The organism is Snodgrassella sp. B3882, assembly GCF_026535915.1.
Classification (GTDB): Bacteria; Pseudomonadota; Gammaproteobacteria; order Burkholderiales; family Neisseriaceae; genus Snodgrassella.
This window is the reverse complement of the sequence record NZ_JAFNPF010000001.1, coordinates 1,983,353-1,999,050: the sequence shown is the minus strand read 5'-3', so window position 1 is coordinate 1,999,050 and position 15,698 is coordinate 1,983,353. Positions and strand designations below refer to the sequence as shown.

18 protein-coding genes and 1 tRNA gene are annotated in these 15,698 nt (G+C 42.0%); 12 read left to right on the top strand and 7 right to left on the bottom strand.

What is annotated here, in order from left to right; genetic code table 11:
- Positions 1 to 108 precede the first annotated feature (108 nt).
- The 9 genes from ureA to J3U68_RS08425 all read left to right on the top strand — a co-directional run bounded on the left by ureA (position 109) and on the right by J3U68_RS08425 (position 7,026).
- The gene (gene ureA, locus J3U68_RS08465; protein WP_267376079.1) at positions 109 to 411 is read left to right on the top strand and encodes an urease subunit gamma; all 303 of its coding nucleotides are present in this window, start codon (positions 109 to 111) and stop codon (positions 409 to 411) included.
- 97 nt (positions 412 to 508) lie between these two features.
- A complete protein-coding gene (ureB, locus tag J3U68_RS08460; protein WP_267376077.1) occupies positions 509 to 823 on the top strand; it encodes an urease subunit beta in 315 nt (104 codons plus the stop codon).
- Between the two features lie 120 nt (positions 824 to 943).
- Positions 944 to 2,665 (top strand): urease subunit alpha, encoded by a 1,722-nt coding sequence (gene ureC, locus J3U68_RS08455; RefSeq protein ID WP_267376075.1) that lies wholly within the window; start codon positions 944 to 946, stop codon positions 2,663 to 2,665.
- Positions 2,666 to 2,685: 20 nt separating this feature from the next.
- Positions 2,686 to 3,207 (top strand): urease accessory protein UreE, encoded by a 522-nt coding sequence (ureE, locus tag J3U68_RS08450; protein ID WP_267376074.1) that lies wholly within the window; start codon positions 2,686 to 2,688, stop codon positions 3,205 to 3,207.
- 11 nt (positions 3,208 to 3,218) lie between these two features.
- A complete protein-coding gene (locus J3U68_RS08445; protein ID WP_267376072.1) occupies positions 3,219 to 3,938 on the top strand; it encodes an urease accessory protein UreF in 720 nt (239 codons plus the stop codon).
- A gap of 22 nt (positions 3,939 to 3,960) precedes the next feature.
- Entirely contained in the window at positions 3,961 to 4,518 is a 558-nt protein-coding gene (locus J3U68_RS08440) for a HupE/UreJ family protein (RefSeq protein WP_267376070.1), read from the top strand.
- A gap of 152 nt (positions 4,519 to 4,670) precedes the next feature.
- On the top strand, positions 4,671 to 5,306 hold the full coding sequence (gene ureG, locus J3U68_RS08435; RefSeq protein WP_267376068.1) for an urease accessory protein UreG: 636 nt from the start codon (positions 4,671 to 4,673) through the stop codon (positions 5,304 to 5,306).
- Positions 5,246 to 6,118, top strand: a complete 873-nt coding sequence (locus J3U68_RS08430) for an urease accessory protein UreD (RefSeq protein WP_267376066.1) — start codon at positions 5,246 to 5,248, stop codon at positions 6,116 to 6,118. The genes ureG and J3U68_RS08430 overlap by 61 nt, the downstream gene beginning before the upstream one ends.
- A 521-nt stretch (positions 6,119 to 6,639) precedes the next feature.
- Positions 6,640 to 7,026: a hypothetical protein gene (locus J3U68_RS08425; RefSeq protein WP_267376064.1), complete on the top strand. Its 387-nt coding sequence runs from the start codon at positions 6,640 to 6,642 to the stop codon at positions 7,024 to 7,026.
- An 859-nt stretch (positions 7,027 to 7,885) separates the two neighbouring features.
- Here the strand turns inward: J3U68_RS08425 and J3U68_RS08420 are convergent.
- Genes J3U68_RS08420 through mltG form a run of 6 tightly spaced genes read right to left on the bottom strand, consistent with a single transcriptional unit; the run spans position 7,886 to position 12,433 of the window.
- Positions 7,886 to 8,686: an MBL fold metallo-hydrolase gene (locus tag J3U68_RS08420; RefSeq protein ID WP_267376062.1), complete on the bottom strand. Its 801-nt coding sequence runs from the start codon at positions 8,684 to 8,686 to the stop codon at positions 7,886 to 7,888.
- Entirely contained in the window at positions 8,683 to 9,465 is a 783-nt protein-coding gene (locus J3U68_RS08415) for a TatD family hydrolase (protein ID WP_267376244.1), read from the bottom strand. The genes J3U68_RS08420 and J3U68_RS08415 overlap by 4 nt, the downstream gene beginning before the upstream one ends.
- Complete coding sequence (locus tag J3U68_RS08410; RefSeq protein ID WP_267376060.1) at positions 9,465 to 9,824, bottom strand: PilZ domain-containing protein; 360 nt, start codon at positions 9,822 to 9,824, stop codon at positions 9,465 to 9,467. The genes J3U68_RS08415 and J3U68_RS08410 overlap by 1 nt, the downstream gene beginning before the upstream one ends.
- A 12-nt stretch (positions 9,825 to 9,836) precedes the next feature.
- Positions 9,837 to 10,823 carry a DNA polymerase III subunit delta' gene (holB, locus tag J3U68_RS08405; protein ID WP_267376058.1) on the bottom strand — a complete coding sequence of 329 codons (987 nt, stop codon included), beginning with the start codon at positions 10,821 to 10,823 and terminating at the stop codon, positions 9,837 to 9,839.
- Positions 10,820 to 11,446, bottom strand: coding sequence for a dTMP kinase (tmk, locus tag J3U68_RS08400; RefSeq protein ID WP_267376056.1), 627 nt, complete (start codon positions 11,444 to 11,446; stop codon positions 10,820 to 10,822). Before tmk ends, holB begins: the two co-directional genes overlap by 4 nt.
- A gap of 27 nt (positions 11,447 to 11,473) precedes the next feature.
- Complete coding sequence (gene mltG, locus J3U68_RS08395; protein ID WP_267376243.1) at positions 11,474 to 12,433, bottom strand: endolytic transglycosylase MltG; 960 nt, start codon at positions 12,431 to 12,433, stop codon at positions 11,474 to 11,476.
- A gap of 272 nt (positions 12,434 to 12,705) precedes the next feature.
- On the opposite strand from mltG, the gene J3U68_RS08390 reads away from it, so the two are divergent.
- Both J3U68_RS08390 and J3U68_RS08385 read left to right on the top strand, forming a co-directional pair.
- Positions 12,706 to 12,781: transfer RNA gene (locus J3U68_RS08390), tRNA-Ala, on the top strand.
- A 569-nt stretch (positions 12,782 to 13,350) separates the two neighbouring features.
- Positions 13,351 to 13,479: a hypothetical protein gene (locus J3U68_RS08385; RefSeq protein WP_267376054.1), complete on the top strand. Its 129-nt coding sequence runs from the start codon at positions 13,351 to 13,353 to the stop codon at positions 13,477 to 13,479.
- Positions 13,480 to 14,024: 545 nt separating this feature from the next.
- Here J3U68_RS08385 and J3U68_RS08380 read toward each other — a convergent pair.
- The gene (locus J3U68_RS08380; RefSeq protein ID WP_267376051.1) at positions 14,025 to 14,744 is read right to left on the bottom strand and encodes a S24 family peptidase; all 720 of its coding nucleotides are present in this window, start codon (positions 14,742 to 14,744) and stop codon (positions 14,025 to 14,027) included.
- Positions 14,745 to 15,099: 355 nt separating this feature from the next.
- On the opposite strand from J3U68_RS08380, the gene J3U68_RS08375 reads away from it, so the two are divergent.
- Positions 15,100 to 15,420, top strand: a complete 321-nt coding sequence (locus tag J3U68_RS08375; RefSeq protein ID WP_267376049.1) for a hypothetical protein — start codon at positions 15,100 to 15,102, stop codon at positions 15,418 to 15,420.
- Positions 15,421 to 15,698 lie beyond the last annotated feature (278 nt).

Below are 15,698 nucleotides of genomic sequence, written 5' to 3'. Positions count from 1 at the left end.
CAGAATTGCATGAAAGGTGTGATCTATACCAATGCATGAGTGACAAGCAAAAAAGATTTCAATTTAGTTTGAATATTTTGATTAATTTATTATTTCACTGAGAATATTATGCATTTAACCAGTCGTGAACAGGAAAAACTGATGTTGTTTTTGGCCGGCGAACTTGCCGCCAAACGGCGTGCTCGCGGGCTACGACTCAATTATCCAGAGGCCATTGCTTATATCAGCAGTCAGTTGCAGGAAGCGGCAAGAGATGGCAAGCGTGTTGCCGAACTGATGCAATTGGGCGCGACTTTATTAACTCGAGAAGATGTTATGGATGGCGTAGCTGAAATGGTGCAGGAGGTACAGATTGAAGCCACATTTCCTGATGGCACCAAGCTGGTGACGGTGCATCAACCTATTCGTTAAGCATGCGATAAGTGTATTTCAGTTTTTTAGGGTAAATTCATACCGACTAACCTGGCAAAATTAATCGGTCATATTGGTAGAGTAACAGGACATTTTTATGATTCCCGGAGAATATATTCTGGCAGATACAGATATTGTGGCTAACCAAAATCGCCGTACGCTATCAATCACTGTGGTTAACAGTGGCGACCGTCCGATCCAAGTTGGTTCACACTATCACTTTTATGAAAGCAACGCTGCATTAAAATTTGCTCGCGAGCAGACTAAAGGCATGCGACTAAACATACCCTCTGGTAATGCAGTGCGTTTTGAACCGGGGGAAGCCAAAACGGTGGAACTAACAGAGTTTGGTGGTCGAAGAATGATATTTGGTTTTCATAACGCCGTGAATGGCAAAATTAGCTCTGATTGAGGTTGGTTTTAAATTGTAAGTAAGCCCTCGCAAGTAGACATAAACGTATAGCTGTTTTGATTGAATCTTTGTCAATATAGAAAATAAATATTGAAAAAGCATGAAATAGAGAATAATGACATGAGCTTAAACATTTCCCGTCAACAGTATGTTGCCAATTACGGTCCCACTATCGGAGACAAAGTTCGCTTAGGCGATACTGAGTTATTGGCCGAAGTTGAATGTGATTTACTCACGTATGGAGATGAGGGTAAGTTTGGCGGTGGTAAATCTATTCGGGATGGCATGGCACAATCAGCAACTGCGCCGCGCAACAATCCCAATGTGCTCGATTTAGTGATCACCAATGTACTGATCATCGATTACTGGGGCATTGTCAAAGCTGATATTGGTATACGTGATGGCAAAATCGTCGGGGTGGGGCAGGCTGGTAATCCTGATACCATGGATGGTGTCAGTCCGAATATGATTATTGGTGCATCCACTGAAGTGCATAATGGAGCCAATTTGATTGCTACTGCTGGTGGAATTGATACCCATATTCACTTTATTTCACCCCAGCAAATTACCCATGCCATTGAATCCGGTATTACAACGATGATTGGTGGCGGTACAGGACCTGCGGACGGCACTAATGCTACCACGGTGACACCGGGGGCATGGCATATTGAAAAAATGTTGCAAGCTGCCGAACAGGCTCCAGTCAACCTTGGCTTTTTCGGAAAAGGCAATTGCGCCAGTCTTGAACCCTTGCGCGAGCAGATTGCTGCTGGGGCATTGGGCTTAAAAATTCATGAAGACTGGGGGGCTACAGCTGCGGTCATTGATGCATCATTACAAGTTGCAGATGAAATGGATGTGCAGGTGGCGATCCATACCGATACCCTAAATGAAGGTGGATTTCTAGAAGACACCATGCAAGCCATTGATGGCAGAGTAATCCATACCTTCCACACTGAAGGAGCTGGGGGTGGTCACGCGCCTGATATTATCAAAGCAGCTATGTACCCGAATGTTTTACCAGCTTCCACCAATCCGACTCGTCCCTTTACGGTCAATACCATTGATGAACATCTGGATATGCTGATGGTGTGTCATCATTTGGATAAAAACGTTGCCGAAGATGTGGCCTTTGCCGATTCACGTATTCGTCCTGAAACCATTGCTGCTGAAGATATCCTGCATGATATGGGGGTCTTTTCAATCATGAGTTCAGATTCACAGGCGATGGGACGGGTAGCAGAGGTGATTTTACGTACCTGGCAGACCGCAGACAAAATGAAGCGGCAGCGTGGGCGTCTGGCTGAAGAAACGGGTGCCAACGATAATTTTCGCATCAAACGCTATCTGGCTAAATACACCATCAATCCAGCGATTGCTCAAGGTATTAGTGACTATGTTGGTTCAATTGAAGCAGGTAAATTGGCTGATATTGTCTTGTGGAAGCCAGCGTTTTTCGGAGTAAAACCAGAAATCATCATTAAAGGTGGGGCCATTAGCTTTGCACGAATGGGTGACCCAAATGCTTCTATCCCGACACCGCAGCCGGTAATCTACCGTCCTATGTTTGGTGCGTTGGGTCGCGCGGTGCAAGATACAGCCGTACTGTTTGTTTCGCAAACAAGCGTGGAAAATGATATCCGCAACCAGTATGGCTTAGGTAAACAAACTTTACCGGTGCACAACTGTCGTAACATTGGCAAAAAAGACTTGATTCACAATCATAGCATGCCAGAAATCGATGTTAATCCGGAAACTTATGCAGTGCGGGTTAATGGTGAACATATTACCTGCGAACCCACTGAAGAAGTCCCTTTAGCGCAAAGGTATTTTCTGTTTTAAAAATGAATGAATAAACAAAAATGAATTTGATCATCCAAACCATCATTGGCAACCAGCAATCGCTTAAGCAACAACAGCGCTTGCATACACAAAATATAGATACCGTTAGCTTGCAATGGTTTGAAGCAGACCGGCGTATTATCCGCACAACCACAGCCGCAGGACGGGATATCGCTTTTCGTTTGTTGAAAGAAGGACAGCGTTTGCATCATGATGATGTGGTTTATCTGGATACACAACTGGCGATTGTGGTGCAGATCGAGCCAAGTGAAGTAATGGTGCTGGCACCACAGACTTTGCCTGAGATGGCACGTGCCTGCTATGAAATCGGTAATAAACATACCCCTTTATTTTTAGATGGCAATGAATTATTGCTGCCGTTTGATAAACCATTATTTGAATGGTTACAGGCAGCCGGTTTTGCCCCAGTACGCCAGCAACGCCGATTAAGTGAGCAATTACGCGCCAACTCTGCTCCGGGTGTCGGAGGCGGGCACGCCCACAGCCATGCCCATGCTTCGTCCGATCATCACCATCATTGATATGTAACGATATGACTGCTTCCGATAGGTCGATTGATATACATTCTTTAACGCGTAATGGCTTATTACTGCAACTGGCTGATCCTACTTTACCCATTGGGGGGTTTAACCATTCTGGTGGATTGGAAACCTTTGTACAGCAAGGTTGCATCTCTGATGCAGCTAGCCTGAAAGAATTTGTTCATACCCAGTTGCAACAAAATTGGCTCCATAATGATGGAGCCTACGTATCACTGGCCTACAACGCCAGTTGCGCCCAGAATTTACCTGCATTGATTCTCTTGGATCAACAGATTGGGGCAGCCAAAACGGCGCGAGAGTTGCGCGAATGTAGTTACAAGCTTGGGGTACGCTTGTTAAAAATTTTCGCTCCACATATCCATACGCCCATCGTCACAGGCTTTCAGGCTGAGTTGACGGCGCGAAGGGTACGGGGATTTTATCCGTTGGTGTTTGGTTTGTTGGCAGCTGCGTTGCAGTTGGATAAAGCTGCTACTCTACAGGCATATTATTACAATGCCGTTGTCGGCTTGATTACCAATGGTGTCAAATTGATTCCTCTCAGCCAGATGGCTGGGCAGGAAATTTTGATCGAACTGCATGCCACAATAGCTCACACCGTTGCAGCCAGTTTGCAGCCATCTCAAAAACATTTGGGAGCAACCACGCTGGCTACCGATATTAGAGCCATGCAACATGAACGATTATATACTCGTTTGTATATGAGTTAGATTCATCATTATGGAGAATGCCATGAAAAAAATATTAGCTCTATCCTTATTTACCCCAGCATTGGCTTTTGCCCATCCCGGTCATTTATCCGAAGGCTGGTTAGCAGGAATTCTACATCCGCTCAGTGGCTGGGATCATCTGCTGGCGATGCTGGCGGTTGGGTTGTGGGCCGCCACTTTTCAAGGTAAAGCGCGTTGGCTGATCCCAGTAACCTTTGTTGCTGTAATGATTGTCGGCTTTATCGCTGGCTCCCAAGGGATAGAGATACCGATGATGGAACAGGGAATAGCTGCTTCGGTTCTGGTATTAGGATTGGCTGCCGCATGGCTAAAAAAAGTACCGGTGTCTGCTTCTATGATTTTGGTCGGACTGTTTGCATGGTTTCATGGCGAAGCACATGGCGCAGAAATGGGGGCACATGGTGCATTTAGTTATGCATTTGGCTTTATTTTGGCTACCATTGCGCTGCATGCTTCTGGTTTTATTTTGGGCACAATGATGAACAAACAGCAATGGTTATTACGTTTATCAGGTAGCTTAATTGGTCTGATTGGTCTGGGCATGTTGTTGACTGCCTGAACGATTTACTGAATCAAATTTTCTACTCCAAAACGGGCAATAAGTTTTTATTAACATTTACCAACAGCGATTAGATTCCACCGTATATTTGGATTTAAAAAAACCTAAATCTGTAGCTGATTGCCTAAGTGCACAGCTTCATGGGAAATACCATGCGTCAATACATTAAAATCGGCGTCGCCGGTCCGGTAGGTTCCGGTAAAACTGCCCTGATTGAAAAGCTTACCCGCCAAATGGCTCAGCACTACAGCATTGCTGTGATTACCAACGATATCTATACACAGGAAGATGCAGAATTTCTGACTAAAAATAGTTTGCTGCCACCTGAGCGCATTATGGGAGTGGAAACCGGTGGTTGCCCACATACCGCCATCCGCGAAGACGCCAGCATGAATCTGGAGGCAGTAGATGAAATGATCGCGCGGTTTCCGGACGTCCAGATTGTCTTTATCGAAAGTGGTGGCGATAATCTTGCTGCCACCTTTAGCCCAGATTTAGCCGACGTAACGCTGTTCGTTATCGATGTGGCTCAAGGCGAAAAAATTCCGCGTAAGGGTGGTCCAGGGATTACCCGTTCTGATTTACTGGTGATTAATAAAACCGATTTAGCTCCATATGTTGGTGCCAGCCTTGAAGTCATGCAGCTTGATGCGCAGCGGATGCGGCAAGGACAACCCTTTGTTTTTACCAATCTGATGGCTGAAGAAGGAGTAGCAACCGTAATCGAATGGATCAGAAAATACGCCTTACTGGAAAATGTGCTCGAACCAATAGGCCTTATCCGTTGATGCATAGCCAATTACAGCTTACTACTCAGCTTAATCAGAGCGGACAGACTATCTTAGCCAGCTGTTTTTACACCCCGCCTCTGAAAATCCTGACCTTGCCGCGCATGACAACACCAGTGTGGCCGCAGGCATTGCCGGCGATTCAGATGAGTTCCTCACCTGGTTTGTTGGCGGGAGATCACATAGATATTGCCATCGAGTTGGCACAGCAAACTCAGTTATACTTGTTTACGCAAGCCTTCACCCGCGTGCAATCTATGCCGGCCGCAACTGAAGCGCAGCAACATACACATATCTGCCTGCATGAACACAGCCGCCTGTGTTATCTGCCTCATCCATTAGTTTTACATCGCGATGCTGCCTTAACCCAAACTATGCATATCAATCTGGCGGATAACTGCCAGCTAATTTTGGGCGAAATCATCGCCTGCGGTCGCGTACTGAATCAAGAACGATGGGACTTTCATTACTTATCGTCAACATTAACCCTTGATTATCAGCAACAGCCACTGCTCCGTGACACTATTTACTGGCAGCCGTCGTTACAACCGCTGAATGTATTAGGGCAGATGGAGCACTACACCCATCAGGCCAGTCTGTATTATGTGAATACCGGCGCCAGCAAAGCAGAAATACAGCAACTCATTAACCAGATATACACTGCCTTGTTGCCAAACTGGCCTTTTGAAAACAAGGCTTGCCTGTGGGGGATTACTCAAGCTGCCGATGGTGCTTTATGTGTGCGTGCTGTGGGAATGAGTGCGGAAAATTTGCAACGACTTTTATTAAATATTGTAAGTCATCTGTCATAAATAAAGATGATAACAATTTTGTAACAGTCTTGTTTACCAAACAAATGTTAATTTAAAAAATATATTTTATAATAAAAGCATAATTCAACTTTGCCCAAAAAATCTTCATCAAAATACTTCAGTGTTGAATTAGGTTTAAAGGCGACTAAGGAGATGGAAGAGGGTTTATGGATATCTTCAAATGGCAACTTGATACACTTTTTTCTTCAGAAAAATAAAACGTATGGCTTTCTATCTCAATCTTTTTACAACAGAAACATATCAGGCTTTTTCTCATTCAGATAGAACAATTCCTGCGTTCCCAATTCGACAAGAAAGAGCAGCAAAACGGCTCAAAGCAGATGATATGCTGATTTGCTATATTACTCGTCTATCTCGCTGATGTGGCCTACTTAAAATCATCGATAATTCATTTTTGGATAACAAACCCATTTTTGTGGAAAACGATGATCCCTATATAGTGCGCTTCAGCGTTCAGGCTAAGGTATGGTTGCCTTTAACTGAAGCACTGCCTATTCATCGTGATGAAAATTTGGCAACATCTTTCGTTTACCCAATCATTGAATAAAAATGAACAGGGTTGGACAGGCATGTTACGTCAAGGTTTGAATAAGTTTAATCATAAAGATGGTCTATTCCTAGCAGATGCTTTATTAAAACTATCAAAACATTGTGTGAGTTATCCTTTAAATGAAAAGGAGCAGAAAAAACTAAAAACGCATACGGTTAATCGGATTGATAAAGTCGTTGAAGTTTCAATACCTGACAATGTCGATGAAACTTTAACAGCTAATGAGCAACTTCAAACACAGAAAGTCCGTGAGTCGATTAAAATGCAGGCATTACTGGCGCAGATAGGTGCTTGTATGGGGCTAAGTGTCTGGCTGTCAGGAAACAGTATTTCATGAAATCCGCACAGCGGTTTTTTCTCTTCTAGATAAAGGTACTTTATCAGAAAGCTAAAGTTATATTTCTGACAAAATATAATTTAATTACTTATGAACTTCATGGAAAATTATGATTTCAAATGCATGATCATTTTGGTTTAGATTATCTGGACTTTAACAATATAATTAGGATATTTCATTACTTAGTTTATTTGACAACTTTTTATAGGCTATAAATCTTTATAACAAAAATATCATTTACCAGCGAATTTAATTTATGAAAGCTTTTTTTTATCTACTTACCAAGAGGAATTTATTAGAACTGTTAATTATCCTGATCATTTCCTTTATGCTGTTTATGTTATATTTGGGTGGATTTCCTTCCGGAGAATGGATTGCTTTAAATCTATATCCTATTATGGCAGGGATAAGTTCCTGGATAATTGTTCAATTAATAGCTTTTATATTTAAAATAAAGATTACTTTAAAATATCATTTATTGATGTTTTTAGTTAATATTCTATTAAGTATGGTTTTTATATATATTTTAATAAAATTATAAATTTTACTAAACCATTTGAAAGAGTTAAGCAAACAGAAACATTTGGATAGGATGACTGATGCAGTAGTTGATGATTATGCTGAATATGCAGAATTATAGTGTTTTTATGGAACATAAAAAAATAATTAAGAATGCTCAATAGCAGCACTAATTTTAAAACTTGAATCATTGAAAAAATGTTTAAACACTCATGCATACAAAATTAAGTCTGATTTAACGTTTATTTATTTTATTATTTTAAAAATATTAATTTAAGCTTCTGCTGAGCAAATTGTGAGTGCCATCAATGATTAGGCCCGCTTTATCTTGGGTAAATGGCTAGGCTAACTCATAATTACTTTGTACTACTAATCCATCATAAGCCGGCTCACAGTTTTTAGGGCAGCGCTGCTTTAGGTGATGATATTCCTGCATATGGGTCATGTGAATAAAATAGGTCTGTTTTGCTTGTATGCGTTCGGCGTAATGAAAAGCTTGTTCAGTACTGAGATGGCTTGGATAGGGCGTGTCCATCAGACAGTCGAGAAACAAGTAGTCTAGACCGTGTAAATGCGGAAAAATGGTTTCGTCGATATGATTGAGGTCGGTAAACCAAGCGATGTTGCCAATGCGATAGGCACTACTCATCCAGTTACCATGCGGAACGGTAAAATGCCACACTGGAACATCTTCAATATTGAGCACACTGCATTCACCCTGATTAAGCGGTAATTCCTGTGCAGTTAATACCGGTCGATTCCAGTGACTATTCTGGGGCAAAAATGCGTAGTCAAAACGTGTACATATATTGTTAATGGTTTGATGATGTCCATAAATCGGGATGGCAGCCTGCTGTTGATAACAAAATGCGCGTAAATCATCAATGCCGTTTAAATGGTCAGCATGAGCATGGGTGTAAAGCACCCCATCGATGCGAGGTAGTTGATGGTGTAAAGCCTGATGATAAAAATCCGTGCCGGTATCAATCTGCCAATGCTCTGCACCAATTTGGATATGCGCACTGCAACGTGTGCGCCGATTTTTGGGGTCATGGTTGCTACAAGTAGAGCAATGACAACCGATTACTGGTGCGCCAGATGAGCTGCCACAGCCGAGTACAGTCAAGGTAATTTGCGTCATGATTGGCTGATCAGCACTGGAAGTTTGCTGAATAGGCGATAGGTATTGGCAGTCGTGGCTTCTTCTATTGTAGCCATACTGTCGCCACGCAGTTGGGCAACAAATTCGGCGGTATAACGGACATAAGCTGGCTCATTTTGTTTGCCTCGTTTTGGTACCGGCGCCAGATAAGGGGCATCAGTCTCGACCAGTAGGCGGTCTAAAGGAACGTATTTGCAGGCTTCTTGTATCTGCTGAGCATTCTTGAAGGTGACAATACCGGAAAAGGAGATGTAAAAGCCTAGATCAAGTACCGCTTTGGCAAAGGCTTTATCTTCGGTAAAGCAATGAATGACGCCTTGCTGTGCATGATTTTCCCGTAACAGGCGCAAAGTATCATGACCGGCATCACGAGTATGGATAATCAAAGGCAAACCGGTGTGATTAGAAGCCAGTATGTGGGTGGTAAAACGTGCATGCTGCCAAGCCAGATCACCACTGCACCAATGATAGTCAAGACCGGTTTCACCGATACCCACCACTTTAGGATGTTGTGATGCTTCGATCAGTTCATCCACACTCATTTCTGCAGTGTCTGGATTTTCAGGATGAATGCCGACGCTGGCATACAGGTTGGGATGCTGCTCAGCTAATTTTAGCACTTCAGCAGCACTGTCACGGTCGACGCTGATCGCGATAGCCTGTCCGATATCCGCCTGAGACATATGCGCCAAAATGTCAGATAAGCGTCCAGCCAGTTCAGGCATATTCAGATGGCAATGGGAATCAATCAGCATGATTAAAGAGTATAGGTGGTACGTTCGCTCAAAAGTAAACCGGGTAAAAGCTCCTCTATCGCCTGTTTGATGGCGACACTTTCTTCATCCTTTCCGAAAGCCAATCCAACACCTTTTGGCTGACCGGTGGATGTGGGTGCAGAGTTGATCCAGACAACATTGGTACGCAGGAATTTAGGTTCGTTAAATTCTGGTAAATTGGCGGCCAATAAAACCTCATCACCCATTTGAAATTTATCATTGGTTGGGGCAAACAGTCCACCATGTTGCAGAAAGCCCATGTAGCTGCGATAAAGTGCTGGTTTATCAGGAATAATTAAATTGAGCATTTTGCCCGGAATGTTATTAGGTGTTTCAGCCATGAATTTCTTTCTTTATTGGTTGTTATGGTGTTGCCACAATTGCAGATAGTCAATAAATAAATCTTCTAGCTGCATTTTAACATTGAGGGTATGTCTACCGTAAGGGGTCAAGGCGGTTAGTTTATCAATTAATGCAAACAGTGCCAACGGATCCAGCGACGCGCTGATTTCAGCCAAGGTTTGTTGCCATTGAGGGTAAAACTTTACTGGAATTTTTTGTTGCGCTAATGTCATATCTATTAGCCATTTGCTCATCCAGTCTAAAAAGGTAGCCAACGCCAGCTTCTGCTTATCAAATGAGGCGGCATAATCCATTAAAGCCAATAACCGTGGTTTGGCCAGTAACGGTAGTAACTCCTGTCGCAGTTGGTTATGCGCTGTTTCTTCCTCAAATAACGGAGCCCCACCATGAAAAGCAAGTAGATCCGCAGCCTGATCGCCATGGTGCTGTTCAACATAGGCTAACGCCTGTTGGTGATTGGGTTTAAGTAGTGCCACTTGGCGACAGCGACTTTTAATAGTGGGTAATAAGCGATCTTTATGATGGCTGACCAGAATGAAGGTCATGCCAGCAGGGGGTTCTTCCAATATCTTTAATAAAGCATTGGCTGCCTGCGTATTCATACTTTCCGCAGGATAAATTAAAGCAACGCGTCGGCCACCTCGATGGGCACTCAGATGGGCAAAATCAAGTACTTTACGCACCGTCTCAACCTTGATTAACGCCAGCTTACGTTCGCTTTTGCTTTCATCCGCTTCTTCCGGACTTACGAGTAAAAAATCTGGATGGCTATGTTGATTGAACAAGTGACAAGAAGGGCAGTGACCACAAGGCTGATGCCCAGACTGAAGCGATTCACATAATAAAGCTTGAGCCAAGTGCTCGGCAAAAGCCAGCTTGCCGATACCTGGCGGACCATACAGCAGCCAGGCATGTGGCTGTTGCTGCCAGTAGCGATCGATTTGTTGCCAGATAGGGGTTAGCCATGGATAAATCATGAATGGTATCCAAAAAGTTGGCTTAAAGAATGACTGATCTGAGCGGCAACATCGGTTAATGGTTGATCACTTTGAATAACGCGATAACGTTCTGGAGCTGATGCCGCACGATTCAGATAAGTTTGTCGTGTGCGTTCAAAGAAATCATTATCAAGCTGTTCAAACCGGTCTGGATGTTCATTCTGGGCTAAGCGCTGTTGTGCAACCGTCAATGGGATGTCGAGCAATAAAGTTAAGTCAGGATGCAGCCCTTGTTGCACCCAATTTTCCAACACAGCTATGTCGCTCAATGGAATATCTCTACCGCCACCCTGATAGGCAAAAGTGGCATCAGTAAAACGGTCACTGACAACATGTGTTCCGGCAGCCAGTGCTGGTTTAATCACACTATCCAGATGTTGCTGACGCGCAGCAAACATCAACAATGTTTCTGTACGGGCATTCACTTCGGTGTGAGGATCAAGCAGTATCTGGCGTAAAGCTTCACCTACTGCCGTACCACCGGGTTCGCGGGTGAATAAAACCGGCAACTGATGTTGTTCAAACCATAGACGAATGGTGTTCAGATTAGTGGATTTGCCGGCACCATCAATGCCATCTAAGGTGATAAATTTTGCTTTCATGACGATATAAACAACTTTAAAATCGGATTATTTTTTCAATATATACTGGCGTACCGCAGCATTGTGTTCCTGTAAGTTCTGACTAAACTGGCTGCGACCGCTACCGTCATTTCGGGCTACAAAATAAAGGTAACTGTTACTGGCCGGATGAGCCGCGGCTTGTAAGGCAGCCTTGCCGGGTAGAGCAATAGGAGTTGGCGGTAAGCCATTTCGAGTATAGGTATTATACGGGGTATCACGCCGCAGATCAGCTTTGCTGATTTTGCCTTGATAGGCGCTACCCATGCCATAGATAACCGTAGGGTCGGTTTGCAAACGCATGTTTATTCTTAGTCGATTGACAAATACTGCAGATACATTGGTTCGGTCCTCAACGTGACCTGTTTCTTTTTCAATCAGACTAGCCATAATGAGCAGTTCATAAGGAGATTGATAGGGTAGATTTTTTTGGCGCTGATCCCATGCAGTTTGTAACTGATTTTGCATGGTTTGATAGGCTTGTTTATAAAAGTTTAAATCACTGCTTTCAGCACTGATGTCGTAAGTTGCCGGAAAGAATAAACCCTCTGGGTTGGTATAAGGCGTATCGGCAGCGATGGCTTGTAATAATTGTTTGTCTGACCAATCCCGCGTGATGTGTTCGATATCAGGCGTACTGTTCACAATTTTGCGCATCTGAGCAAACGTATAGCCTTCGATCACTTGAATACTGATACTGTCCGGCTTTCCCTCGCGCAGACGCTGGAGTATATCCCAGCTGGATAAAGAGCTCGGCAAGCGGTAGTTTCCGCGGTGAATTTTATCACTCATGCCCAGCATATAGGCTGTTCCCACAAATACCCAGCGGTTATAAATGATGTTATCCGCCGCCAAAGTTCGACTCACGCCACTGATGCCGTAACCAGCCGGTACTTTAAGCCGGTATGGCTTGATACTGCGAGGCATAAATAATAAAGCTGTCCATACCATAATCAGAAGTAATACCATTGCAATAATTATAAAAGGTAACTTCCGTCGTTTAGTACGCGGCATAAATGTTCCTTGCTTGCAGACTAGATGTATATTAGAAAAGCGTAAGTATAAATTCAATTAGTCGCAGCGACCACTCATCATTTACATTAAATTTTTTTTCGCGCTACGGGAAAGATTTTAGAATCAGCAACAGTGGATAAATTTAGCAAGTCGATGTAATAGGCTTGCAAAAATTTTTAATTCAGGTAGAATGCCCAGCCTGTCTGCTAAAAAAGCAAGGCAATTATGGGGGTATAGCTCAGTTGGTAGAGCGCTTGCATGGCATGCAAGAGGTCAGCGGTTCGATCCCGCTTACCTCCACCAATTTATCACACAGATTCAAAGATTTAAGTCGCATTGCCCTGCGGCTTTTTTTATTGGGTTTGTGTTGGTGTCAATATGGTGTCAAATTGTGAAGAATTTCCAATGCATGACGACATATGTACTCTACGAGTGGTTTGTTTGGCGTGCTGGTGAAATTTTATTGACTCCAGCTGTGTGCTAAATACCCTGTTCAATAATCCATTTAAGATTAAGCATCTATGCTTTGAAAGACTTTCATCAATAAACCAATGATGATTGATAAACTTGAAGGGATAAAATCAACTGTTGCGTTGAAATTCGAAATCGTCGTCTGCATACATTTTGCTGATCTCTTTTTGGTAAACCCATGTCGCTAGGATCTCGTCATTCTCCCATCCTCTTTCCACTCAATGTTCTTTGATGTCAATATTTAATAGCTAGGGTTCATGGACGTCTTTAAAGTATAAAAAAACTGTAGGTGAAAATACATTCCAAATCCGGTTGCTTATTTTGCTATGCCTTTATACTCATCACAAATAAATGCAGCCAGTCTTGAATGATAAAATGGATGCGCTCAGGGTAGCTGTGACATGGCAAAATCGGTTGTTGCGCCTTTCAGAGTAGGCAACTCGTCGATAACGGGAAGATTGGCTGCGCATAAACCAAATGCTGAAAAAAGCAACTTTAATGTGGACGCCGCAACTGAATTTCATAGCTAAATCATCCATTAAAAAAAAATTCTGCAGCAAACTATTAAAATGTAGAGCAGATTATTCTATATCATGATAAATGGATATCATTACCTTTAAAGCATCTGTATTACAGCAAAGATGAATCATTTTTGTTGCCATAGCCGATAAACATCATCCATGGCTATAGCAAAATGATATTTTGCCTTAATCATTCTTTCATTTGATAAGTATAAAATGCTTTTCAATTTTCAATAGCAAATCATGCTTTTATGCTCAATTTAATTCTAGAAAATTTCCATGAATCTGCATTTATTCGTTTTTGACCATCATATTGCGTGAATAAATCAGCAATATATGTTTCATTAATAGATAATTTGCTATCGGCTATTTTTATCCAACCATAACTTATCAATGTTATCTAAAAGATAACATTTTGCAATATTGTCTATATCTTTCTTAGATCAAATTAGCACCTTGATTGATGTTTAGCTGTAAATGATTCATGTTTGCATTGAAAACGCCCCAAGCATGGTTGAGGCGAACGGATCAATTTTGCAGCGGATGCAATAGGGTCAGGCCAATACTGACCACCAAAAAACGCGACCGATAATATTAATTTCCTCCAAGCTTGCCTCTTCATCAGCATATTCAGCTGAATTAAAACTTTGAATAAGAAGCTTATTGCCTGGTCTTTTTTTCAGAATTTTAATCCGCAAAAGACCGTCATGATTAATCGCATAAATTTTGCCATCTCTGATTAGAGTATCGTCTGTATTGATACCAATGGTGCTGCCATCAGGTATAACGGGGCTCATGCTGTCTCCATCTGCCGTGACACAAACCACATGAGCTGGATTAATGCTGTGTTTTTTTAGGGTTGAGCGGGCAAAACGTAATCTGAAACCATTGTAGTCTTCAATATTGTCAGCAAAACCAGTGCCAGCCGATAAGCAGATATCTTTATAAAACGGTACTTCTACTTCATCCTCTTCTATTGGTGTCGAGTTATCCCATACTTCCATTGTGCCCAAAAAAACCGCATTAGCTTCGGTGAGTTTTTTGTGTTCCTGATCCATCCAGCCCTTGGGTTTATTCATGGCAGTTTCAAGCTTTGCAGCCATAATAGCACCAATATTTTTGGCCTTGCCGTTTTGAACGGGGGTGCGATTAATGATTTGATATAAGTAACTTGGTTGCTTATAGCCAGCCTTTTTGGATAGCTCAGTGACCCCACCAGCTTCAGTAACCAATAATTTCAAATTTTCGAGCCTGATTTCGGAAGTGAGTTTCATATAAGTACTCTTTTGTGCAATTAGGTAATACTGTACCGCAAAAAGAATACAAAAACAATTGCCAAAAGATAATAAATTAGATACAATAAAGTTATCTAATAGGAAATATATAGTTTTATAGATAATTAAAGGTTCTTAAATTGTTATTTAGATAAAGTTTTGGAGAAATGGAGGGAAAACTTTATTAGCTCAAATTGTTGCTTTCATCGTCCAGCATCTGATTATCTTTGCAAAAAATGATGAGTGGAATTTAAAAGTTACTTTGAGCAAGGCGTGGATTGTTTATACAAAACTATAAATGTGAACGTTACCAGCTTAGGTGGTTAGGACTGGTATGTCATAGAAAGGTGAAAAAATGTCTGTAGATATATTAGAAGAGTTAATTGAGACCAATAAAATAGATCAGGAAGAAGCTTGTAAACATTTATGGGTAATGGTGATTATCCACGCCTTACAGGAAGCAAATGAGGCGATTATTCAATCGCAAAATAAAGAACAGACTATTGCAAGAGAAATGGCGTATTTCCGCAGTCGGGATTTTCAGCTTGTTTGTGCTCTGGCGGATATTTATATAGACCTGAACCTAATCGAAGAAAAATTACGTTTAGGTAAAAAATGGGGAACATCTAAAGCCGAGTGCCATGAAGAATTAAGTCAAGCCACTCTTTTAGATTGAAATAGTGGGTTATATAAATGCTTATATCATAATTTAACCATGAGTAAAAGCTCGAGCAGTAGCAGTTTTAAAGCAATGATCACCCTAGTTAATTATGCTTAATACATATCAATTAATAGATTAACAAAATGCCATAATATGCTAATGAGATTTTTATTGAGAAGTTGCCACTATCTGCAATATCAATGTTGTTTCTGACCATGGTAGAAAGATGAACATATAAAGCGTGATAAAGCAGATATCCAACTTAAATCAGCAAATTCAGAATGTTCAGTAGT